Raw genomic sequence first — 21,761 nt, forward strand, 5'->3', positions numbered from 1 at the left:
GCCGTCGGTGGAGGCGGAGCCGCCGAGGCCGATCACGAGGCGGGTGGCCCCGGCGTCGAGGGCGGCCCGCGCCACCGCGCCGAGGCCGTACGTGTGCGCGCCGAGCGGGTCCGGGGAGGCCATCAGCGGCAGCCCGCTGGACTGGGCCAGCTCCAGCACGGCGGTCCGGTCCGGCAGCAGCAGCCAGGCGGCGCTGACCTGCCGGCCGTCCGGCCCCGGCACGACCGTCGTCCGGCGTACCGCGTCGGGCAGTGCGGCGGCGAAGGCGTCGACCGTGCCTTCGCCGCCGTCCGCCAGGGGAAGCAGCCGTACGTCGTCGCCGGGCCGGTGGGCCAGCCAGCCGCTGGCCAGGGCCCGGGCCGCGTCGTCGGCGGTGACGGAGCCCTTGAACGAGTCGGGCGCGACGACGACCCTCATCAGTCGGCGAGGACGAGCTGCAGGTAGCGGTCCTTCATGGTGGCGAGGACCTCGTCGGGGTCGGTCGCCCACACCTCGGCGTTGAAGATCTCCACCTCGGTGTCGCCGGTGTAGCCGGCCTCCTCGACCGCCCGCCGGAACGGCGGGAAGTCGATGTGCCCGTCGCCCATCATGCCCCGGCCGAGCAGCACGTCGGCCGGGAGCGGGGTGAGGAAGTCGCAGACCTGGAAGCTCGCGATCCGGTCACCGGCCCGGTCGATCTGCCGCCACACGTCCGGGTCCCACCAGATGTGGAAGGTGTCGACGACGACCCCAACCTGCGCGACCGGGAACGGTTCGGCCAGGTCGAGCGCCTGCCCGAGGGTGGACAGCACCGCCCGGTCCGCGCAGTACATCGGGTGCAGCGGCTCCAGGGCCAGCCGGACGCCCCGCTCGCCCGCGTACGGCGCCAGCTCGGCGAGGGCGTCGGCCACCCGCTGCCGGGCGCCGCGCAGGTCGCGGGAGCCGGGCGGTAGCCCGCCGACCACCATGACCAGGCAGTCCGTACCCAGGCCGGCGGCCTCGTCGATGGCGCGCCGGTTGTCCGCCAGCGCGGCCCGGCCGGCCTCACCGTCGGCGGTGAGGAAACCGCCCCGGCACAGCGACGACACCCGCAGTCCCGCGTCGGCGACGAGTTTCGCGGCGGCGGCCACCCCGATCTCGGCGACCGGCTCGCGCCACAGCCCGATCGCCGGGATGCCGGCGCGGACGCAGCCGTCGACGGCTTCCCGCACCGACCAGGACTCGGTGGTGCGCTGGTTGAGCGACAGCTTCGCCAGCCGAGGGTCGACCGCGTTCACGCGCTCACCCCGGCGACGGACAGGTAGCGCCGCATCCGGGCGACGGCCAGCTCCGGGTCGAGCAGCAGCCCGGCGGTGTCGGCGAGCCGGAACACCTGCACCAGGTGCGGCACGCTGCGCCCGCTGTGCAGCCCGCCCACCATGGTGAAGCCGGGCTGGAAGCCGTTGAGCCAGGACAGGAACGCAATGCCGGTCTTGTAGTACTGCGTCGGCGGGGCGAAGACGTGCCGGGACAGCGGCACGGTGGGGTCCAGGATTTCCCGGAAGCCCGCCGCGTCACCGGCGTCGAGGCGTTGCAGCGCCGCCGACGCGGCCGGGGCGACGGCCGCGAACGCGCCGAGCAGCGCGTGGCTGAACCGTTGGCCGTCACCGGCGATCAGCTCGGGATAGTGGTAGTCGTCGCCGGTGTAGACCTTGACGGTGGGCGGCAGCAGCTCGCGCAGCCGCACCTCCCGCTCGGCGTCGAGCAGCGACACCTTCACCCCGTCGACGACGTCGGCGTGGGCCTGGATCAGCGACACGAACGTCTTGGTCGCCTCGTCGAGGTGGGTGGACCCCCAGTAGCCCGCGAGGGCCGGGTCGAACATGTCGCCGAGCCAGTGCAGGACGACCGGCGTGGAGGTCTCCCGCAGCACCTGCTCGTAGACGCGCAGGTAGTCGTCCGGCCCGGTGGCCAGCGCGGCGAGCTGCCGGCTGGCCATCACCACCGCGGTCGCGCCGCACTCCTGTACGAAGGCGACCTGCTCGATGTATGCGGCGACCACCTCGTCGAGGGTGTCCGGCACGCCGGTGAGCTGGTCGGTGGCCGCCCCGGCGACGATGCGCCCGCCACAGGCGGCGGCCTCGGCGGCGCTGCGCCGGATCAGTTCCCGGGTGGCCGCCCAGTCCAGCCCCATCCCGCGCTGGGCGGTGTCCATCGCCTCGGCCACGCCGAGCCCCCAGGACCAGAGGTTGCGCCGCACGCTCAGGGTGGCGTCCCAGTCCAGTCGGGCGGGCCGGCCGGGCGCGTTGTCGGCGTGCGGGTCGGCGACCACGTGCGCCGCGGCGTACGCGATCCGGCTGGCCGGCGCGGTGGCCGGCCGCCGCCAGCCGGCCGGCTCGCGCAGGGTCAGCGCCTCGGCGCCGCCGTCCGGGCGGGGCAGGGTGATCCGGGCGGTCACAGCCGGATCTCCTCGATCTCGACCCGTCGACCCTCCCGGGCGGACTGCAGCCCCGCCTCGGCGAGCTGCACTCCACGCACGCCGGCCAGGAAGTCCCACGGGAACGGCTCGCCGTCGACGACGTGCCGCAGGAACGCCTCCCACTGCACCTTGAACCCGTTGTCGAAGTCCTCGTTGTCGGGGACGGTCTGCCACTGGGCGCGGAAGTTCTCGGTGACCGGCAGGTCCGGGTTCCACACCGGCATCGGGGTGGCGCCGCGGTGCTGGATGCGGCACTCGCGCAGCCCGGCCACGGCGCTGCCGTGCGTACCGTCGACCTGGAACTCGACCAGCTCGTCGCGGTAGACGCGGACCGCCCAGGAGGAGTTGATCTGCGCGGTGATGCCGCCGGCCAGCTCGAAGATGCCGTACGCGGCGTCGTCCGCGGTGGCCCGGTAGGTCTGGCCGGTCTCGTCCACCCGCTCGGGGATGTGCGTGGCGATGTGCGCGGTCACCGCGGTCACCGGGGCGAAGATCTGCTCCAGCACGTAGTGCCAGTGCGGGAACATGTCCACGGTGATGCCGCCGCCGTCCTCGGCGCGGTAGTTCCAGCTCGGCCGCTGGGCGTCCTGCCAGTCACCCTCGAACACCCAGTAGCCGAACTCGCCGCGCACCGACAGGATCCGCCCGAAGAAGCCGCTGTCGACCAGCCGCTTGAGCTTGCGCAGGCCGGGCAGGAAGAGCTTGTCCTGCACGACGCCGTTCTTGACGCCCCTGGCGGCGGCGAGCCGGGCCAGCTCCAGCGACCCGGTCAGTCCCTCGGCGAGCGGCTTCTCGGTGTAGATGTGCTTGCCGGCCTCGATCGCCGCCCGGATCGCCTTCTCCCGCTGCGCGGTCACCTGCGCGTCGAAGTAGATCTGGTGCGAGTCGTCGGCGAGCGCGGCGTCCAGGTCGGTTGTGTACGACGTCAGCCCGTGCCGGGCGGCGATCTCGGCGAGTTTGGCCTCGTTACGGCCGACCAGGGTCAGCTCCGGCCAGATCCGGCTGCCGTCGCGGGCGGGCAGCCCGCCCTGCTCGCGGATGGCGAGCAGGGACCGGACCAGGTGCTGCCGGTACCCCATCCGTCCGGTCACCCCGTTGAGGATGATCCCGATAGACGTGCGCTCCACGTGTGTGTCCTTCCAGTGGTTATTCGGCGGTCGTCGTCGCACCCAGCAGGTCCCGGATGCGTCCCGTGGCACGGGCGAACTCCGGCGCCGACATCGTCTGGCCGTAGTCCCGCTCGACGGGAAGGTCGACATCGATGACCTCGGCGACGGTGCCGGGTCGAGGGGTCATGACGATCACCCGGTTGGCCAGGTAGACCGCCTCCGCGATGGAGTGGGTGACCAGCAGGACGGTGGTGCCGGTCTCCCGCCAGATCCGCCGCAGTTCGACGTTCATCTGCTCGCGGGTGAGGGCGTCGAGCGCCCCGAACGGCTCGTCCATGAGCAGCACCGGGGGGCGGTGCAGCAGCGCGCGGCACAGGGCCACGCGCTGCTGCATGCCACCGGAGAGCTCGTTCGGGTACGCGTCCTCGAAGCCGGTCAGCCCGGTCATCGCGATCAGCTCGTCGACGCGCTGGCGTGCCTGCGCCTTGGGCATGCCCCGCATCTCGGCCTGAAGCAGGATGTTGCGCCGGGCCGTGCGCCAGTCCAGCAGGGCGGCGCGCTGGAAGACGTACCCGATGTCGCGCCGCGGCCCCCGCACGTCCTCGCCGTGCAGGCGGACCTGGCCCGACGACGGCCGCAGCAGGCCGGACACCAGCTTGAGCAGCGTGGACTTGCCGCAGCCGGAGGCGCCGACGATGGCGACGAACTCGCCCGGCTCGATCCGCAGCGAGACGTCGCGCAGCGCGGTGACGTCCTTCTTCTTGGTACGGAACCGGACCGCGACTTGGTCGATGTCGACCGCGGCGCCGGTGGTGGTGGCGTCGTCGGAACGCTGCGTGGTGGTGTTGCCGACCGTCATCGGTCTCATCCCTTCGGGGCGAAGCTCGCGTCCCAGTAGGCCGACGGCGACTCCGCCTTGGTGATCACGCCGGCGTCGGCGAAGACGGTGATGGTCTTCTGCCAGTCGGACTCGTCGTTGACGCCCGGGGCCTGGCCCTTGGTGGCGTCGGTGTGCAGCAGCTGCAGCGTGGCGTTGAACTGGTCGGTCAGCACCTTCTCGGAGGGCAGTTGCTGGGAGGCGCCGGCCATCGCGGCGACCGCGCCGGCCGCGTCCTTCTCGGCGGCGGACCAGGCCTCGCTGCTGGCCGCGACCATCCGCTTGACCAGGTCCTGCTTGTTCTTGATGGTGTCGCCGGAGGCGATCAGGCCGTTGCTGTAGAAGCTCAGGCCGTGCTCGGCGAACTTCAGGTAGGAGACCTGCTTGCCGGCCTTCTCCTGCATGGTCGGGCCCTGGTCGGTGGCGAAGCCGAGCAGCGCGTCGGTCTTGCCCGACATGACGGCGGCCATCTTGCCGGCCGGGTCGGTGTTCTGCAGGGTCACGTCGCTGGCGGCGAGACCGTTGGCCTTCAGGAACGCCGGGAAGGTCTTGCTCAGCGCGTCACCGGCCGTGGAGGCGATGGTCTTGCCCTTGAGGTCGGCGGGGGAGGCGATGTTCTTGTCGCTGAAGAACTGCACCGACGACGGGGTGGTCTGCAGGAAGACGCCCACGCTCTTGACGTCCATGCCCTGGCTCACGCCGGAGAGCAGCGCCGGGGTGTCGGCCCAGCCGAAGTCGGTCTGCCCGGCGGCGGTGGCCTGCACGGTCTTCTGGGAGCCCTGGCCGGCCTGGATGGTCAGGTCGATGCCGTGCTTGGCGAAGATGCCCTGCTTCTTGCCCAGGTAGAACGGCGCGTGCTCGCCGTACGGGTACCAGTTGAGGGTGAGGGTGACCTTGTCCAGGCCCTGGGCGTTCTTCTCCTGCTCGTCCGAGGACGAGCCGCAGGCGGTGGTGGCGAGTAGCAGCGCCGGCACGAGCGCGGCGGCGAGAGTTCGCAACTTCATCCGAGGGTTCTCCTGTTCACAGCGTTGTGGTGGTGGCGTCGGTGCGGCGGCTGGCGTGCCAGGGCAGGACCAGGTACTCCAGCAGCTCGACGACGACGAAGAGGATCACGCCGAGCAGCGACATGATGATCAGCCCGGCGAACAGGGTCGGGGTGTCGAGGTTGCCGTTGGCCTGCAGGATCACGTAGCCGAGGCCCTCGTTGGCGCCGACGAACTCACCGACGACGGCGCCGGTGACGGCCATGGTGGCGGCGACCTTGAGGCCGGCGAACAGGTGCGGCAGTGCGGCCGGGAACCGGATCTTCCGGAACGTCTGGGCCGGGCCCGCGCCCATGGTCGCCGACAGTTGCAGCATCTCCGGGTCGATCGACTTCATGCCGGTGACCGTGGAGATGACGATCGGGAAGAAGGCCATCAGGACCGCCACGACGACCTTGGGCGAGAGCCCGAAGCCGAGCCACACGATGAACAGCGGCGCGATCGCGATCTTCGGGATGACCTGGGCGAACAGCAGCAGCGGGTAGAGGCTCTTCTCGACGGTGGGGGAGTAGACCATGACCACGGCGGAGAGCACGCCGACCACGATGGCGATGGCGAAGCCCAGCACCGTCTCGTACGTGGTGATCCAGGTGTGGTGCGCGAAGTAACCCGGCTGGGCGAGGACGACATCCAGCGCCGTGCCGGGTGAGGGAACCAGGTAGGGCTTCACGAGGTCCGCGGCCGTGACCGCCCACCAGACGACCAGGATGGCCACCAGGACCGCGGCGGGACGCCAGGTGTTCCGGGCGAACCGGAGCAGCCCGGCGCCCGTCCCGCTCCGGCGGCGGGCGGCCGACGCGGTGACGCCGGCGGGAGCGGTGCGCTCCGGTTGCTCGATGGTGCTCTGCGCGGCCATGACCCTCCGTTCTCCCTGGCTGGCCGGCGGTTTCCGGGTACTCAGCCACTGGGTAGGCGCGTGCCGTCGGCAGGGCCGGACGACCCCGGTGAGGACGGGGAACCGGCCCTGAATGCGCTTTCAGTAAGCGCTTTCAGGGTGCTACGGTAACCACGCCGAAATAATCCGGTCAAGAACTTCCGCAGGGGGAAATCGATGCAGCCACGGGCGCACGTGACCTTGGAAGACGTGGCCAGAGCTGCCGATGTCTCGCTGGCCACCGCCTCCCGGGCGCTCAACGGCATGCGTGTCACCCCGCAACTGCGGGACCGGGTCCTCGCCGCCGCCGAGAAGCTGGCGTACACCCCCAACGCGCACGCCCGCGCCCTGGCCGGCGCCTCCCACCGCACCGTCGGCGTCATCTGCCACGACGTCACCGACCCCTACTTCGCCGCCGTCGCCGGCGGCGTCATGCGGGTCGCCGGGGACAACGACCTGCTGGTCATGCTGGCCAGCACCTTCCGCGACCCCGAACGGGAGATCGCGTACGTGTCGATGCTGCGTGCCGAGCGGGCCCCGGCCATCCTGCTGATCGGCTCCGGCTTCGAGGACGCCCGCTGGGAGCGGGCCCTGGAGGCCGAGTTGAAGCCCTACCTGGACGGTGGCGGCCGGGTCGCCGTGGTAAGCCGGCACCGCAGCCTGAAGGTCGACAGCGTGCTGCCGGAGAACCGCGCCGGCGCCGCCGCCATGGCCCGCGCCCTGCTCGACCTCGGCCACCGCCGGTTCGCCGTGCTCTCCGGGCCGCGGGCGCTCACCACCGTCGCCGACCGGCTCGGCGGCTTCCGCGACGAACTGGCCAAGGCCGGCGTGGCGGTGGACCCCGCCGACATCGTCGAGGGCCCCTTCACCCGCGACGGCGGGTACGGCGCGATGTCCGAGCTGCTGGCCCGGGGATCGGCCGCCACCTGCGTGTTCGCCCTGACCGACGTGATGGCCATCGGCGCGTGCGCGGCGCTGCGCGACCGGGGCCTGTCCGTCCCGGGCGACATCTCCGTCGCGGGCTTCGACGACATCCCGATCGTCCGCGACCTCACCCCGGCGCTGACCACGGTGGCGCTGCCCCTGCAACGCCTCGGGGAGAAGGCGATGGAACTGGCGCTGACCGAGAACAACGGACGACGACGCCGGCTCCTACGGATGGGCGGCGAAGTGGTCCTGCGCGGCAGCACCGCCAAGGTGGGCTCGTGACCCCGCTCGCCGGCGACCTGGCCGGCCTGACCATCGACGCGGTCGAGACCTACGCCGTCGCGCTGCCCACCATCCGCTCGTTCGGCGTCTCCGGCGGCTCGGTCGCCGTCGCCGGCACGCCCAGCATCCGGGTGCTCGTCAAGGTCACCGCCGGCGGCGTCACCGGCTGGGGCGAGGCCACCCCGATCCCGGCCTGGACCTACGAGACCGCCGAGTCCATCGTCACCACCATCGACCGCTACCTCGCCCCGGCGATCCTCGGCCGCCCGGCCTGGGACCTCGACGGGGTGACCACCGCCTTCGACCGCGCGATCAACCGCGGCTTCACCATTGGCTCGCCCCTGGCCAAGAGCGCAGTCGACATCGCCCTGCACGACCTGCTCGGCCGCGCGCTGGGCGTGTCCGTCGGTGTGCTGTGGGGGCAGCGCCGCCGGGAAACCATCGAACTCGGCTGGATCGTCTCCGGGCAGACCGCCGAGGAGGTCGCCGACGCGGTGGCCGAGGGCAGCGGACTCGGCTACCGGGCGTTCAAGGTGAAGGTCGGCCTGCACAGCGAAGCCGAGGACGCCGCCGTGGTGCGGGCCGTCCGCGAGGCCGCACCCGACGCCGCGCTGTGGGTGGACGCCAACCAGGGCTACACCGTCGACGGCGCGCTGCGGATGGCCCGCCGGCTCGCCGAGTACGACGTCACCACGTTCGAGCAGCCGCTGCCGGCCAACGACGTCGCCGGGCAGCGCCGGCTGCGGGAGACCTCACCGATTCCCGTCGCGCTCGACGAGAGCCTGCGCCACCCGAGTGACCTGGCGACGTTCGTGAAGCTGAACGCGGTGGACGTGGCGATCGCCAAGGTGCAGCGCAGCGGCGGCCTGACGCTGTCGCGGCGGCTCTGCGCCCTGGCCGAGGACGCCGGGGTGCGGCTGATGGGGTCGGGGCTCACCGACTCCGACCTCGGCCTGGCCGCGTCGCTGCACCTGTTCGCCGCGTATGGCATCGACACGCCGGTCGACCTGAACGGTCGGCAGTTCCTCACCTCGTCGTACGCCACCGGGGCGACCGTGGAGGTGCGCGACGGCGTGGCCCAGGTGCCGACGGGGCCGGGGCTCGGCGTGGAGGTGGACGAGTCGGTGGTGCGGGAACTGGCCGTGGACGTGCTCGCCCGATAGCCGCCGGGTAGCCACGGCCTGGCGACACCACATCGCCTTGACTTCGAGCCCGCTCCAACGCCTACCGTCCCCGCCATGAGTGCTTCCCTCCCTGCGCGGACCGGGGCCGGCGACGGGCCGCTCACGGGCCCGGGTGGCCCGGTGCGGGTGCTGGTGACCGGCGGGACGAGCGGACTGGGGCGTGCCATGGCCACCGCTCTGGCCGAGGCGGGAGCCGCGGTGGCGCTGACCGGCCGGTCCGGCCTCCGCGCACAGGCCGTCGCGGCCGACCTGCCAGGAGCGATCGGCGTCGAGTTGGACGTACGGGATGAGTCGTCGGTGACCAGGGCGGTCGACGAGGCGTGGTCACGGCTGGGCGGCATCGACATGCTGGTGAACAACGCCGGGATCGGCATGCGCACCGTCAACCCCCGCTTCATGACCGACCCGCGGGGCTTCTGGGAGGTGCCGGTCGACGGTTTCCGCGCCGTGGTGGAGACCAACCTGACCGGCTACTTCCTCGTGGCACGGGCGGTCACGCCGCGGATGCTGGCCGCCGGCGGCGGACGCATCGTCAACGTCGCCGTGAGCTCGTCGACCATGCGCCGAGCCGGGTTCGTGCCCTACGGGCCGTCGCGCGCCGCGAGTGAGGCGCTGTCCCGGGTCATGGCCGCTGACCTGCGGGACACGGGCGTCACCGTCAACCTCCTGCTGCCCGGGGGCGCGACCGTCACCGGGATGCTGCCTCTCGACGCCGTGCCCGAGGGCCATGCGTTCCTGGACCCCGCCGTGATGGGCCCGCCCGTGGTCTGGCTGGCGTCCGACGACGCGTCCGGCGTGCATGACGAGCGGATCGTCGCCGCCGACTTCGAGCACTGGTTGCGGGACCGGACGACGGTGCGACGGTCCTGACGACCGCGGGCCCGCGGGTGTCGCGGGCCGGCGGACGCCTGGTCCTCGGGTTGCCCGCCCTCGATCGGTGGAGTAGGCAGGAGGTCCACTCATGTCGATCTGGGAGGCCAGATGAGAACTCGGGCCCTCGTCACCGCGACCATGGCCCTGGCCACGCTCGTGGCCGGGACCGCCGTTCCCGCCGAGGCGAAGCCGGCCGGGCCGCCGAAGGAGTCGGTGGCCGTCGGCTACGGGGGAGCGGTGTCCACCGTGGATGCCACTGCCACCGCCGTCGGCCTGGACGTGCTGCGGCGCGGCGGCAACGCGGTCGACGCGGCGGTCGCCGCCGCGGCGACTCTCGGCGTCACCGAACCCTTCTCGGCCGGCATCGGCGGTGGGGGCTTCTTCGTCTTCTACGACGCGAAGAGCCGGCGGGTGCACACCATCGACGGCCGCGAGGCCGGACCGGCGTCGATGAGCGAGACGACCTTCATCGACCCGGCCACCGGACAGCCGTACCGGTTCGACGAGGCCCGGATCAGCGGGCTGTCGGTCGGCGTCCCGGGCACTCTGCTCACCTGGCAGGACGCGCTGGACCGCTGGGGCAGCCGGTCGCTCGCGCAGATGCTCAAACCCGCCGCGCGGGTCGCCGAGGACGGCTTCCCCGTCGACGAGACCTTCGCCGGTCAGATCGCCGGAAACCAGGCGGCGTTCGGCCAGTTCAGCTCGACCAGCGCGCTGTACCTGCCCGGCGGGCAGCCGCCGGCGGTCGGCAGCACCTTCCGCAACCCGGACCTCGCCGAGACGTACCGGCTGATCGCCAAGCGGGGCACGGACGTCCTCTACCGCGGCGAGGTCGGCCGCGATGTGGTCGCGACCGTGCAGCACCCGCCGGTGGCGGCGCAACCGGTCGGCTCGTGGCCGTACCCGATCCGCCCGGCCGGCATGACCGCAGCCGACCTCGCCGCCTACCGCACCCGCTTCCCCGAGCCGACCCGGTCGGATTACCGCGGCCTCGAGGTGTACGGCATGCCCACCCCGTCCAGCGGCGGCACCGCCGTGGGGGAGGCGCTCAACATTCTCGAGCAGTTCGACCTGCGGTCCATGACCGCGACCCAGGCGATGCACCACTACCTGGAGGCCAGCGCGCTGTCGTTCGCCGACCGCAACCGGTACGTCGGCGACCACACCCGGCAGAGCGTGCTCCGCGAGCTGCTCAGTGACGCGTACGCCAAGGAGCGGGCCTGCCTGATCGACCCTTCGGCGGCGCTGCCCAAGCCGGTCGCGCCCGGCGTCCCCGACGGCGCCTACGGCGGCTGCTCGGCGGCGGCGGTCGCCGACGTCCGCGACGACCGCACCGGCACCACCAACCTGACCGTGGCCGACCGGTGGGGCAACGTCGTGGAATACACGCTGACCATCGAGGCGACCGGCGGCAACGGCATGGTCGTGCCCGGCCGGGGCTTCCTGCTCAACAACGAGTTGACCGACTTCAACTTCGCACCGACCCAGGGCGCCGCGACCGACCCGAACCTCCCGGGGCCGGGCAAGCGCCCACGCAGCTCCATGTCACCCACGATCGTGCTGGCCGGCGGCCGGCCGTTCCTGGCCGTCGGCTCGCCCGGCGGCGCGACGATCATCACCACCGTCCTGCAGATGCTGGTGAACCGGATCGACCGGGGCATGACGCTGCCGGAGGCCCTCGCCGCGCCGCGGGCGTCGCAGCGCAACGGCGCCAGCACCCAGGCGGAGCCGGCCTTCATCACCGGGTACGCCACCGGCCTGCCGCCGGGCCACGCCTTCTCGCCCACCGCGGAGATCGGCGCGGCGACCGGTATCGAGTTCCTGGCGGACGGCCGGCTGCTCGCGGCGGCCGAGCCCGTACGCCGGGGCGGCGGCGCGGCGGCCGTCGTCGGCCGCTGGGCGCGCGACTGACGACGGGGGACCGCGGCGACGGCTCGGGCCCAGCCTGAGCCGTCGCCGTCCTCCTCACCGCCGAAGAGCCGGCCGGCTGCGACACGAACGCCGCGGCCGTCTCGAGAGCGGATGTCGGGACTGCCGGGTCGGCTCCGACTATCTCCTGACGGCGCCGGACGGCGGCGCCGAGAGTGTGGCGGAGGTCAGCGATGGGCAAGGTCGTGCTGGACGTGTCGATGTCCCTGGACGGTTTCACGGCTGGGCCGAACGTCCGCGAGGCGGAGCCGATGGGGGATGGCGGCGAACGCCTCCACGCATGGATGGCTGCGAAAGGGCCCGACGGCGAGATCGACGCCGCGGTGCGCCGAGAAGTGGACGCGGCAGTCGGAGCAACGGTCATCGGGCGCCGCACCTTCGATCTCGGTCTCGGCCCGTGGGGCGGTACCCCATGGCCCGGCGTCCCCAGCTTCGTGGTGACCCACCGGGCGAGGCAGGACCTGCTCGGCAACAACGGCGGAACGTTTGCCTTCGACGGGATGCAGGCCGCGGTGCGGCGCGCCAAGCAGGCCGCTGGTCACAGGGAGGTCCTGGTGCTCGGGGCTGATGTCGCCCGCCAGTTGCTCAGGGCGAACCTGCTCGACGAGGTACGCATCCACCTGATTCCGCTCCTGCTGGGTGAGGGAACACCACTGTTCGCCGGCGAGCAGGCCGAGCTGATTGCGGAAGGAAAGCCGGTCACCGGTACCGTGACCCACCTCCGCTTCCGGGTCGCACGAGGCACCGGCGGCCAGTCATAGGTTTCGGCGAAGGACTGGCGCGCATCTCGGTAGACAGAAGATCGCCCGCTCCGGCCGAGACAACTGCCGGAGCGGGCGAATTCGTGGGAGCTGTCAGTAGCGCAGGGCGCGGAGGTTGCCGTAGCTGTCGCAGGCCGACGAGACGCCATTCGGGCGGGGGTTGTCGTTCTCAGTCAGGTAGTAGTCCACGCCAGCCATCTCGCTGTAGGCGAAGATGCGGGCGAAGTCGATGGTGCCCTCGCCCACGTCGGCGAAGGAGCCGTCGGCGGCCATGTCCTTGACGTGGAACAGCGAGAACCGGCCCGGGTACTGCTTGATCAGCTCCACCGGGTCGGCGCCGACGCTGGCCGCCCAGTACAGGTCGAGCTCCATCGCCACCAGGTGCGGGTCGGTCTCGCGTACCAGCACGTCGTAGCCGCGCACGCCGCCGTCCTGGGCGGTGAACTCGAACCCGTGGTTGTGGTAGGCGACCGTGATGCCCGCCTGCTTGAGTTCGGCGCCGACCGCGTTGAGGGTCGCCGCGACCGCGGAGTAGTCGTCGAGCGTCCAGGAGCCCGATCCCGAGATCCGGACGTACTTCGCGCCGAATGCTCGGGCGTTGGCGATGACGCCGTCGAGGTTGTTCCTAAGATCGCCGAGGCCGATCCCGATCGACGGGACGGACAGCCCGGCGTCGGCCGCCAGGGGTGCCAGGGCTTCGGCCCGCTTGCCGTAGAAGTTGTGCACCCCGCCGGAGGGTTCGGCGTTGCGGTAGCCGCAGGCGGCGAGCGCAGCCAGGGTGGCTTCGGGCGCGGTCGGCATGGTGGCCCGCACCGTGTAGAGGACCAGGCCGATCCGGTCGTCGGGTACGGCGCGGTTCCCCGGGGCCGGCTGCCGGTTGCCGATCTCGGAGCCGGCCGCCGCCCGTACGATGCTCGCGCTCTGCTCCGGGGTGATGACGTCGTCCTGCCTGAGCGCATTGGCCAGCCCGCTGACGGTGCTGACGAAGCTGCCGTGGTCGGCGAACGGTGCCTTCGCCCAGACGGCGTCCAGGATCGTGCACCCGTCGCCGAGGTCGCGGTTGGGTACACCCGAGTCGGCCCCCGCCTGGCCGAAGAAGACCGTGGACGAGGTGGTGTAGCCCCACGGGCAGCGGTCCGTGGTCACCTGCTCGGCGACGGTCGAGGATTCGGCGGCCGATGCCGGCGCCGCGGTGAGCGGCAGGAGTGTCGCGGCGAGCGACACGGCGAGCAGGTGACGGGCTCGTCGCGGTCGATGGTGCGACGGGTGGGCGATGTGACGGTCCATGTTCTCTCCCGGAGGTCAGCGGGGCACAGGCTCCTGGCGCTGGTGGTGGTGCGGGTTGAAATGGGCGATGCCGGGTCGGTGGTGGCGGGGCGAGTCCCACCCCGCCACCACCCGTGAGGCTCAGCTCACGGTCACGACCACGGTCGAGGACAGGGTCGCCCCGAGGCTGTCGGTGACGGTCAGCCGGGCCGTGTACGTGTCCTTGCGGCCGTACGTGTGACTGGCCGACGCACCGTGCACGGCAGCCGAGTTGTCGCCGAAGTCCCACGCGTGATCGGTGATCGTGCGCCCGGGCGCCGGCGAGGCGGTCCCGGTGAAGGCCACCTGCAGCGGCGCGGTGCCCGAGGTGGGCGTGGCCGAGGCCGTAACCGTGGCCGCGGTCTGTTCGCGCACCCCGGCGCCGTTGAAGCGCAGCCAGTCCAGCGCCATCAGGTCGGGGGTGCCACCCGTCTGGTTCGGATTGACGAAGACCAGGTAGAGGGTTGTCGTGCGGCCGGGGTCGGTCAGCTCGACGGTGGGCGAGACGACGTTGTCCCAGCCGCCGGTGCCGCCGATGGTGGCCCGGCCGAGGATCGGGCCGGTGGGGGAGTCGGCCCTGATCTCGATGTCGCCGCCGCTGCTGCCCGAGGCGACTCCGAAGGTGACCGAGTCGATGTTGCGGAGGTTGACCGGGCCGAAGTTGATCCAGTCGCCGTGGTCGATGTCACCGATGCGCTTGCCGGCGCTCGCGGTGGCGCGGTCGAGTACCTGGATGCCGCTCTGGCCGTCGAAGTGCTCGGCCTCCTTGCTCTTGGTCTGCAGCTCCGCGCGGGTCGAGCCGACCAGCTCCGGGGCTCCGGGTGCTCCGCCGTCGGTGTACTGCGCGGAGAGCAGCGTGTAGAGGTTCTGTCCCGGGCCGTGCCCGTCGCCGCCGTTGCTCTCGGTCACTGCCACCCCGGTGCATCCGACGTAGTTGTCCAGGGGGTGGGCGTGTGAGTCGTGGCCGAGCTGGGTCTGCACGACCACCTTGGCGCAGTCGATGCTGCTCTCCTCCGGGTCGGTGACCGTCACCGTGTACGGGATGCGGTCACCGAAGTCGAAGAAGGCCCCGTCGGGGACGCTGAGGGTCACCGTCGGACGCGTGTTGCCGGCCGTGATCTCCTGAACGGCGACGGCGGTCTGCCCGTTGGTGGCGGTGACGGTGAGCCGGGCGGTGTAGCGCCCCGGTGTGCTGTAGGTGTGGCTGGGGTTGGCGGCGGTGGAGTCGACGGTGCCGTTGCCGTCGAAGTCCCAGGCGTAGGTGATCGCGCTGCCGTCGGGCCCGCTGGAGCCGGCGCTGGAGAAGGCGACGGTCAGTGGCGCCGGGCCGCTGTCGCTGTCGACGGTCAGCTTGGCCGCGGGCGGTCGGCTGTTGGCGACGTAGTCGATGCGGTAGATGCCGGCGCCCTCGTTGCTGCCGCCCCGGCCGCTGCCGCTGCCCTCGCCGAAGTCGATGACGTAGAGGGAGCCGTCCGGCCCGAACTCCGCCTCGAACGGCTGGATCCACGACATGTTGCCGAAGATCCCGTTGATGGACTGCAGGTCACCGACGTCGGTGGGGCCGAAGCGGGGGTCGTTGAAGGTCTGGGCGCTCCCGTGGATCGACAGTGTCTTGAACCACCGGCGGGTCAGCTCGTAGACGATCCACTTGTCCTCGAAGTACTGGGGGAACTTGGTCAGCCGCTTGTTGGACGGGTCGAAGTCGTAGACGGGTCCGCTCATGGGGCCGCCGCCGCCCGTGCCCAGCTCGGGGAACTGCGGGGAGGCCGAGTAGGCGTACCAGACCAGGGCCGGCCTGGTCGCCGGGAGGTTGGTCAGGCCGGTGTTGTTGGGGGAGTCGTTGACCGGTGCGGCGCAGTTGAACTTCGGTCCGGAGGTGGCGGTGGCGAAGTCGTAGTCGTTGAACGGGATGTTGTTGCCGATGCAGTAGGGCCAGCCGTAGTTTCCGGCGCTGGTGATCCGGTTGAACTCGACGGTCCCTTCCGGCCCCCGGTTGGGGTTGGCGGAGCGGGCGTCGGGGCCGTAGTCGGCGACGAGCAGCGCGCCGCCCTTCGAGTCGACGGTGATGCGGAACGGGTTCCGCATCCCCATCGCATAGATCTCGGGCCGTGTCCGGGCGGTGCCCGCGGGGAACAGGTTGCCCTCCGGGATGGCGTACTTGCCGTTGGGTAGGGGCTTGATCCGCAGGATCTTGCCCCGCAGGTCGTTGGTGTTGCCGGCGGTGCCCTGGGCGTCGAACGCGCGTCGGCCGGACCGCTCGTCGATCGGGGTGAAGCCGCTGGACTCGAAGGGGTCGGTGTTGTCACCGATGGCGGCGTACAGGTTGCCCTGCTGGTCCATCGTCACCGAGCCGCCCATGTGCGAGTTGGCGCGAGCCTCACCGCGCCAGGTCGGGATCGTGAGCAGGCGCTTCTCGGAGGCGAGGCTGACGCTGTCGCCGTCGACGGTGAAGCGGGACAGGTTCAGCTGCTTCTCCACCCGGTCGGACCAGAGCAGATAGAGCCAGTTGTTGTCGGCGAAGTGTCGGTCCAGCGTCATGCCGAGCAGGCCGTCGGACTGGCTGGTCTGCTCCGGCGTGTAGGCGAAGTCCAGCAGCGTGGTGACCGCGAGGGTGTCCTGGTTGACGACCTTCAGCGCCCCGGTGCGCTCGATGTAGAAGACCCGGCGGTCCGGTGCCACCGCCAGCTCGAACGGGTCGGAGAGGTCCTGGTTGACCAGGGGGATCCGCTCGAAGTTGGTGGTCCTGGTGGCGCCGCAGTCACCGGGGGCGGCGCCGGCGGCCCACTTGATGCCGCCCAGCAGGTGCGCGAGGAAGGCCGGCTCCTGGAACGACGAGGAGCTGTGCCCGCCAGCGGTGAACCAGGAGCGGCCGCCGTCGTAGTTCTGGCACCAGGAGTAGGCGTGGTCGGTGCCCTCGTCGAGCCCGGGAATGCCGTCGCGCACCTTGATCTGGGCGAGCGTGTGGACCTTGCCCGTGGGGTTGGTCCGCCAGTTGTACCACTCCTCGCTGCGTTCCCAGAGCTCCGGCAGACCCTTGGTGGACGGGTGGGCGTGGTCGAGGACCTTGATCCGGCCCGGGAAGGTGCCGCCCGTGTCGGAGAAGTCCGGGTGCTGGTCGAAGATGGTCCCGACCAGCCCCTCGTACCAGGTCCAGTTCCGCTCGCTCGCCGACGCGGCGTGCAGGCCGACCCAGCCGCCACCGTTACGGATGAACCGCTGGAGCGCGGCGCGCTGGTCGGCGTCGAGGAGGTCGCCGGACGCCGGGGTGGAATTGGTGTTGTTGAACACGAGGGCGTCGAAGCGGGCGAGGTTGGCGTCGGTGAACGCGCCCGCGTCGGTGGTCGCCTCGACGGCGAATCCTTGTTGGTCGCCGAGCTGGCGAATAGCGGCGACGCCGGCGGGGATGGAGTCGTGGTAGAAGTTCGTGACCTTGGAGAAGACCAGCACCCGGAAATTGGCGGCGGTCGCGGATTCGGCGGCGGTCGCTGCCGTGCTCGGCAACAGGAGTGTGACGGCTGCGAGCAGGGTGAACAGTAGCGTGCGTTGGCGTCTCATACACGCGCTCCTTGGTGGGGACGGTGGTAAGAAAGCGCTTTCCACGTTTCCTGAACCCTACGAGATCAATTTCTGTGGGTCAATATTCCGGTGAGGCCCGCATTTCGGCGGCTGCGGCGGTTTCACCGCATGCCGATAACCACTCCCTCGAACGGAGGAGTGGTTATCGGCGGTCAATTGAATGTCGGCAATAAAATTGCGGTCGGACACCAGGGCCGGCGATTCCGGCTGGGCCTGGTGCCCGGCGGCACTCCTCTCGGCGGTTCCTCAGAACCGCAGCTTGCGCAGGTAGCGGTAGCCGACCTCGGCCGTCTGCTGCGGCGTCACGTCGGGGGTGTCGTTCTCGACGATGTACTCCAGCACCGAGTGCTCCCGGAAGATCCGGGCGAAATCGATCATCCCGGTGCCCAGGTCGGCCATGTCGCCGGTGGACTCGTCCCGGTCCTTGACATGGAACTGCAGGACGCGCTGCGGCGCGGAGCGGATCACATCCAGGGTGAAGCCCTCGGGATCCGCGACGCCGTCGCCGGAGTTGATGCCCCCGGTGACCGCCCAGTAGAGGTCGACCTCAAGGTGCACGAGCTGGGGATCGAGTTCCGCGGTCAGCACGTCCCAGGGCCGCTTGCCGCCGCCGAGGTCGATGGTGAACTCGTGGGCGTGGTTGTGGTAGCCGTAGCGGAGGCCGGCCGCCCGCGCCGCCGCGGCCTCGGTGTTCATCTGCTCCGCCCAGCGCTTCCACTCGTCCGCGTTCTCGGAGTACAGGTACGGCACCACCATGAACTGCTGGCCCAGGGTGACCGCATTCTCGATCTTCTGCTCCAGTTCAGCGCCGCTGGCGCTGATCCCGTCGTGGCTGGAGCTGGCCTTGATGCCGATGCCGTCCAGGAACTGGCGCAGCTGGGTGGCGGTCCGACCGAAGTAGCCGAGCGCCAGCTCCACGCGCGGGTACCCGATCCGGGCCAGGTGGGTCAGGGTGGCGTCGTAGCCCGGCGAACCCCACAGAGCGTCGCGCACCGTCCACAGCTGAATGCTGATCAGACCCGGAGGTACGTGGTGCCGCCCGGTTCGGTGAGCGGTGGCAGACGCGGCCGTCGCGCCGACGCCGGAGGCCGCGAGCCCGACACCGGCGAGGGTGGCCAGTGAGCCGCGCAGCAAGGTACGCCGGTCAACGGAGTGCCGCAGCGCGGCCATCCCGTCATGTCCGTAACACATGGTTGCTCCTTCTCGAAGGTTATGCGCCGGGAACGAGGACGACCTCGTCGGTGCCCGTCAGGGGCGGCAGGCCGTCGCCGCCGGGATCGGTGTAGGACGCGACGAACACACCGGTCAGGTGGTCGGTCGCCGGGTCGTGACCGGACGGCACCGTCGTCTGGATCGAGCCGGTGCAGCCGTTCGCGGTGGTCTGCGGGTGCCCGTGGGTGTCGTGGCCGAGGATGTAGGTGACGCTGACCCGGGAGCAGTCCACTGGCTGGTCGTCGGTCACCCGTACCTCGAATTGCACGGTGTCGCCGAAGGCGAAGGGCTGCCCCTCGACCGGCTTGACCAGCTCCACGACGGGTGCGGCGTTGCCGACCACGACCCGCACCGACGCGGCGGCCGAGAGTCCACCCGGGTCGCTCACCCGCAGGGTGGCGTTGTAGAGGCCGTTGTCCCGGTACGTGAACGTCGGATTCGCCGCGCGGGAGTCGACCTTGCCGTCGTTGTCGAAGTCCCACGCGTACTTCAGCCGGTCGCCGTCGTAGTCCGTGGTGCCGTCGCTGGAGAACGTGACGGTCAGCGGAGCGAGCCCGGCGGTGGGCGTGGCCGAGACCTGGGGTACCGGGGTGTGGTTGCCCGTCCAGCCGGTGTAGTCGATCCGGGCCAGCTGCGCGTCCGGGTTCTCACTGAAGTAGCCGTCGCCGTACTCCAGCACGTAGAGGGCCCCGTCCGGGCCGAACTCCAGATCCATCGGGTTGTCGAAGGTGAACGAGGGAAGCACCGGCTCGATCCCCGTCAGGTCGCCGCCGGCGTCCAGCCGGAAGCCCTTCACATAGTCCCGGGTCCACTCCGTGAACAGCGGGATGCCGTCGTAGTAGGCCGGCCACGCCACCGGTGCGCGTCCCTGCGTCGTCGGCGCCCTGAACTGGTACGCCGGCCCGGCCATCGGGCCGATGCCGCCCGTGCCCAGCTCGGGGAACTGCGCCGACTGGCCGTAGCTGTACCACACCTGCGGCTGCGCCACCGGGGGCAGTTCCCGCAGGCCCGTGTTGTGCGGCGAGTCGTTGACCGGCGCCGAGCAGTTGAACGGCGTCCCGGACACACCCGTGGCGAAGTCGTAGTCGACGTACGGCAGCTCCGCGGTGGCGCAGTAGGGCCACCCGTAGTTGCCGGCCTCGCGGGCGGCGAGCCACTTGCCGTGCCCGGCCGGCCCGCGCAGCGGATCCGCCTGGCGCGCGTCGGGCGAGTAGTCGCCGACGTACAGCTCGCCGGTCTCCCGGTTCAGCTCGATCCGGAACGGGTTGCGCAGGCCCATCAGGTAGATCTCGGGCCGGGTGCCGGCCGTGCCCTCCGGGAACAGGTTGCCGTCCGGGATGGTGTACGACCCGTTGGCGCCGACCTTGATGCGTAGGATCTTGCCGCGCAGGTCGTTGGTGTTGGCCGCGGTGCGCTGCGCGTCGTACGCCGGGTTCCGGCCCGGACGCTCGTCCAGCGGCGCGTAGCCGCCGGACTCGAACGGGTTGGTGTCGTCTCCGGTGGACAGGTACAGGTTGCCCTTGGCGTCGAAGACGATGTCCCCGCCGACGTGGCAGCAGATGCCCCGGTCGACCGGCACGTCGAGGATCTGCTGCTCGGTGGAGAGGTCCAGCTTGTCCTTGACCAGCCGGAACCGGGAGAGCCGGATGGCGCCCTTGAACTTCGCGAAGTCCGTGGCGGTGCCCCAGGCCGGGGCGTCGCCCTCGTTGACGTCCGGGGTCGACGGGTCGTCGACCGGGGTGTCCATGGGCGGGGAGTAGTACAGGTAGACCCAGTTGTTGCCGGCCTTGCCGAAGTTCGGGTCGATCGCGACGTTCTGCAGGCCCTCCTCGTCGTGCCGGTAGACGTCCAGGGTCGCGGCGATCGTGTTGCGGCCGGTGGCGGGGTCGTGCAGCCAGACCTCGCCGGCGCGGGTCACGTGCAGCACCCGGCTGTCGGGCAGCACCGCGAGGTCCATCGGCTCGCCAGGGTGGTCGTTCAGGGTGACCTTCTGGAAGTCGCTCTCCGGCGGCGCGCCGGTCGTGCCGGGTGCGGCCATCGCGACGGTGGGGGTGGCGACGAGCGCCGCGGTCATCAGACCCGCTACGGCGAGCGCGAGTGGTCTGTTCATCTGCCTCTCCTTGTGCTGGGGACTGGTCGGGGCAGGTCGAGGGGGAGTGGGCAACCGCTCCTTCGTCGGGGCGGACAGGTGGGCATGGCGGAGTCGCCCGCCGCCCGGCACACCGCTACCGCGGCGCCGGGCGGGTTGCCGATGGCGTCATTGCCGTTAACCGGGACGTAACACCATCACACGGCCCGACGCTACAAAAGACATGTCCACATGTCTATAGCTTTCGTTTGTCGCGTCACAACTTTCCTTCCAAGCGGACGAAAGTGGTCCCTGAAGGTGCCGCGACAGTCGGAGTCGGTAGGCTCCCGCGCCGATCAGAGTGCCGGCGGTGCCGACTGACGACGACAGCCCGTCCCGGGATCACCGCGGACTCGACGGGCCCTTAGCATCGTCGGCATGGCAACGCGGCTCGTTCAGATCAACATGAAGGCTCGGGACGACTCCGCGCTGGGCGCTTTCTGGGCGGAGGCGCTCGGCTGGGGAGTCTCCAGCGAGGGACCCGGCGTGACCAACCTCGAACCCGAGGGCTTCGTCTACCCCGACCCCGTCGCCGTCTGCATCGACCTCATCGCCTCCCCGGAACCCAAGACGGTGAAGAACCGCGTGCACGTCGACCTCGCCACCACCTCGGCGGCCCATCAGGCGGAGCTGGTTACGCGCCTGATGGATCTCGGCGCAACACCCGCCGACGTAGGCCAGGGCGACGCCCCATGGACGGTCATGGCCGACCCAGAGGGCAACGAATTCTGCGTGCTGGACTGGCACGACCCGATCCGAGACACCGGACCGATCGCCTCGGTAGTGGTCGACTGCGCGGATCCGCGAGCCATGGCCCGCTTCTGGGGTGAGGCCATGGACTGGACCGTGCACAAGGTGACCGACCACAACGCGCTACTGCGCTCCGCCAAGGGCGTCGGCCCATATCTGCAGTTCCTCCGCACACCCGACGCGAAGACCGTGTGGAACCGCGTCCATCTCGACGTCCGCCCATACCCAGGTGACGACCTGGAGGCCGAGGCGGCCAGATTGCGGACGCTCGGCGCCACCGCCATCGACCTGGACCACGATGTCCACTGGACGGTCCTCGCCGACCCGGAAGGCAATGAGTTCTGCCTCCTCGCCCCAGCCTGACCCGAACCCTCGTCAGCCGCTCGCTACGGCCACCGGGCCCGGACCGTGCGACGCCTAGGCCGTGTTTGGTAAGGGTCATAGCCATTGGTTGATCGCGGCGATGGTGACGGTGGCTTCGTAACGGACGGCGA

17 protein-coding genes are annotated in these 21,761 nt (G+C 71.0%); 6 read left to right on the top strand and 11 right to left on the bottom strand.

Annotated features, from left to right (window positions below):
* The 7 genes from B0E53_RS15750 to B0E53_RS15780 form a co-directional block, all read right to left on the bottom strand.
* A partial coding sequence (locus B0E53_RS15750; protein WP_146167680.1) for a glycerate kinase occupies window positions 1-417 on the bottom strand: 417 nt, incomplete at its 3' end.
* Window positions 417-1,256 (bottom strand): sugar phosphate isomerase/epimerase family protein, encoded by an 840-nt coding sequence (locus tag B0E53_RS15755; RefSeq protein ID WP_107076761.1) that lies wholly within the window; start codon window positions 1,254-1,256, stop codon window positions 417-419. The genes B0E53_RS15755 and B0E53_RS15750, both read right to left, overlap by 1 nt.
* Window positions 1,253-2,416, bottom strand: a complete 1,164-nt coding sequence (locus B0E53_RS15760) for a dihydrodipicolinate synthase family protein (RefSeq protein ID WP_107076762.1) — start codon at window positions 2,414-2,416, stop codon at window positions 1,253-1,255. Before B0E53_RS15760 ends, B0E53_RS15755 begins: the two co-directional genes overlap by 4 nt.
* Window positions 2,413-3,564, bottom strand: a complete 1,152-nt coding sequence (locus tag B0E53_RS15765; RefSeq protein ID WP_107076763.1) for a Gfo/Idh/MocA family oxidoreductase — start codon at window positions 3,562-3,564, stop codon at window positions 2,413-2,415. The genes B0E53_RS15760 and B0E53_RS15765 overlap by 4 nt, the downstream gene beginning before the upstream one ends.
* A gap of 19 nt (window positions 3,565-3,583) precedes the next feature.
* On the bottom strand, window positions 3,584-4,405 hold the full coding sequence (locus tag B0E53_RS15770; protein ID WP_107076764.1) for an ABC transporter ATP-binding protein: 822 nt from the start codon (window positions 4,403-4,405) through the stop codon (window positions 3,584-3,586).
* A gap of 5 nt (window positions 4,406-4,410) precedes the next feature.
* Window positions 4,411-5,427: an ABC transporter substrate-binding protein gene (locus B0E53_RS15775; RefSeq protein ID WP_107076765.1), complete on the bottom strand. Its 1,017-nt coding sequence runs from the start codon at window positions 5,425-5,427 to the stop codon at window positions 4,411-4,413.
* A gap of 16 nt (window positions 5,428-5,443) precedes the next feature.
* Complete coding sequence (locus tag B0E53_RS15780) at window positions 5,444-6,322, bottom strand: ABC transporter permease (protein ID WP_107076766.1); 879 nt, start codon at window positions 6,320-6,322, stop codon at window positions 5,444-5,446.
* Between the two features lie 228 nt (window positions 6,323-6,550).
* On the opposite strand from B0E53_RS15780, the gene B0E53_RS15785 reads away from it, so the two are divergent.
* The 5 genes from B0E53_RS15785 (at window position 6,551) to B0E53_RS15805 (ending at window position 12,296) form a co-directional block, all read left to right on the top strand.
* Window positions 6,551-7,549, top strand: a complete 999-nt coding sequence (locus B0E53_RS15785) for a LacI family DNA-binding transcriptional regulator (RefSeq protein WP_246835427.1) — start codon at window positions 6,551-6,553, stop codon at window positions 7,547-7,549.
* Window positions 7,546-8,712: an enolase C-terminal domain-like protein gene (locus tag B0E53_RS15790; protein WP_107076768.1), complete on the top strand. Its 1,167-nt coding sequence runs from the start codon at window positions 7,546-7,548 to the stop codon at window positions 8,710-8,712. Before B0E53_RS15785 ends, B0E53_RS15790 begins: the two co-directional genes overlap by 4 nt.
* A gap of 75 nt (window positions 8,713-8,787) precedes the next feature.
* Entirely contained in the window at window positions 8,788-9,603 is an 816-nt protein-coding gene (locus B0E53_RS15795; RefSeq protein ID WP_107076769.1) for an SDR family oxidoreductase, read from the top strand.
* Between the two features lie 111 nt (window positions 9,604-9,714).
* Window positions 9,715-11,517: a gamma-glutamyltransferase gene (gene ggt, locus B0E53_RS15800; RefSeq protein WP_107076770.1), complete on the top strand. Its 1,803-nt coding sequence runs from the start codon at window positions 9,715-9,717 to the stop codon at window positions 11,515-11,517.
* Window positions 11,518-11,708: 191 nt separating this feature from the next.
* On the top strand, window positions 11,709-12,296 hold the full coding sequence (locus B0E53_RS15805) for a dihydrofolate reductase family protein (RefSeq protein ID WP_107076771.1): 588 nt from the start codon (window positions 11,709-11,711) through the stop codon (window positions 12,294-12,296).
* A 93-nt stretch (window positions 12,297-12,389) separates the two neighbouring features.
* Here the strand turns inward: B0E53_RS15805 and B0E53_RS15810 are convergent, their stop codons facing one another.
* From B0E53_RS15810 to B0E53_RS15825, 4 genes are all read right to left on the bottom strand, one after another.
* Window positions 12,390-13,583 (bottom strand): sugar phosphate isomerase/epimerase, encoded by a 1,194-nt coding sequence (locus B0E53_RS15810; RefSeq protein WP_107076772.1) that lies wholly within the window; start codon window positions 13,581-13,583, stop codon window positions 12,390-12,392.
* A 120-nt stretch (window positions 13,584-13,703) separates the two neighbouring features.
* On the bottom strand, window positions 13,704-17,156 hold the full coding sequence (locus B0E53_RS15815; RefSeq protein WP_107076773.1) for a ThuA domain-containing protein: 3,453 nt from the start codon (window positions 17,154-17,156) through the stop codon (window positions 13,704-13,706).
* A gap of 267 nt (window positions 17,157-17,423) precedes the next feature.
* On the bottom strand, window positions 17,424-18,368 hold the full coding sequence (locus B0E53_RS15820) for a sugar phosphate isomerase/epimerase (protein ID WP_107076774.1): 945 nt from the start codon (window positions 18,366-18,368) through the stop codon (window positions 17,424-17,426).
* 19 nt (window positions 18,369-18,387) lie between these two features.
* Window positions 18,388-20,499 (bottom strand): PQQ-dependent sugar dehydrogenase, encoded by a 2,112-nt coding sequence (locus B0E53_RS15825; protein WP_107076775.1) that lies wholly within the window; start codon window positions 20,497-20,499, stop codon window positions 18,388-18,390.
* Window positions 20,500-20,895: 396 nt separating this feature from the next.
* On the opposite strand from B0E53_RS15825, the gene B0E53_RS15830 reads away from it, so the two are divergent.
* Window positions 20,896-21,630 (top strand): VOC family protein, encoded by a 735-nt coding sequence (locus B0E53_RS15830; RefSeq protein ID WP_107076776.1) that lies wholly within the window; start codon window positions 20,896-20,898, stop codon window positions 21,628-21,630.
* The last annotated feature ends 131 nt before the right edge of the window (window positions 21,631-21,761 follow it).

Source organism: Micromonospora sp. MH33 (genome assembly GCF_003013775.1).
GTDB classification, from domain to species: Bacteria; Actinomycetota; Actinomycetes; order Mycobacteriales; family Micromonosporaceae; genus Micromonospora; species Micromonospora fulviviridis.

What these genes read in the sequence shown, in the direction of transcription:
- B0E53_RS15810 (WP_107076772.1), bottom strand. Translation starts at nt 13,583, where the DNA reads ATGGACCGTCACATCGCCCACCCGTCGCACCATCGACCGCGACGAGCC.
- B0E53_RS15775 (WP_107076765.1), bottom strand. Translation starts at nt 5,427, where the DNA reads ATGAAGTTGCGAACTCTCGCCGCCGCGCTCGTGCCGGCGCTGCTACTC.
- B0E53_RS15780 (WP_107076766.1), bottom strand. Translation starts at nt 6,322, where the DNA reads ATGGCCGCGCAGAGCACCATCGAGCAACCGGAGCGCACCGCTCCCGCC.
- B0E53_RS15770 (WP_107076764.1), bottom strand. Translation starts at nt 4,405, where the DNA reads ATGACGGTCGGCAACACCACCACGCAGCGTTCCGACGACGCCACCACC.
- B0E53_RS15825 (WP_107076775.1), bottom strand. Translation starts at nt 20,499, where the DNA reads ATGAACAGACCACTCGCGCTCGCCGTAGCGGGTCTGATGACCGCGGCG.
- ggt (WP_107076770.1), top strand. Translation starts at nt 9,715, where the DNA reads ATGAGAACTCGGGCCCTCGTCACCGCGACCATGGCCCTGGCCACGCTC.
- B0E53_RS15815 (WP_107076773.1), bottom strand. Translation starts at nt 17,156, where the DNA reads ATGAGACGCCAACGCACGCTACTGTTCACCCTGCTCGCAGCCGTCACA.
- B0E53_RS15795 (WP_107076769.1), top strand. Translation starts at nt 8,788, where the DNA reads ATGAGTGCTTCCCTCCCTGCGCGGACCGGGGCCGGCGACGGGCCGCTC.
- B0E53_RS15830 (WP_107076776.1), top strand. Translation starts at nt 20,896, where the DNA reads ATGGCAACGCGGCTCGTTCAGATCAACATGAAGGCTCGGGACGACTCC.
- B0E53_RS15805 (WP_107076771.1), top strand. Translation starts at nt 11,709, where the DNA reads ATGGGCAAGGTCGTGCTGGACGTGTCGATGTCCCTGGACGGTTTCACG.
- B0E53_RS15820 (WP_107076774.1), bottom strand. Translation starts at nt 18,368, where the DNA reads ATGTGTTACGGACATGACGGGATGGCCGCGCTGCGGCACTCCGTTGAC.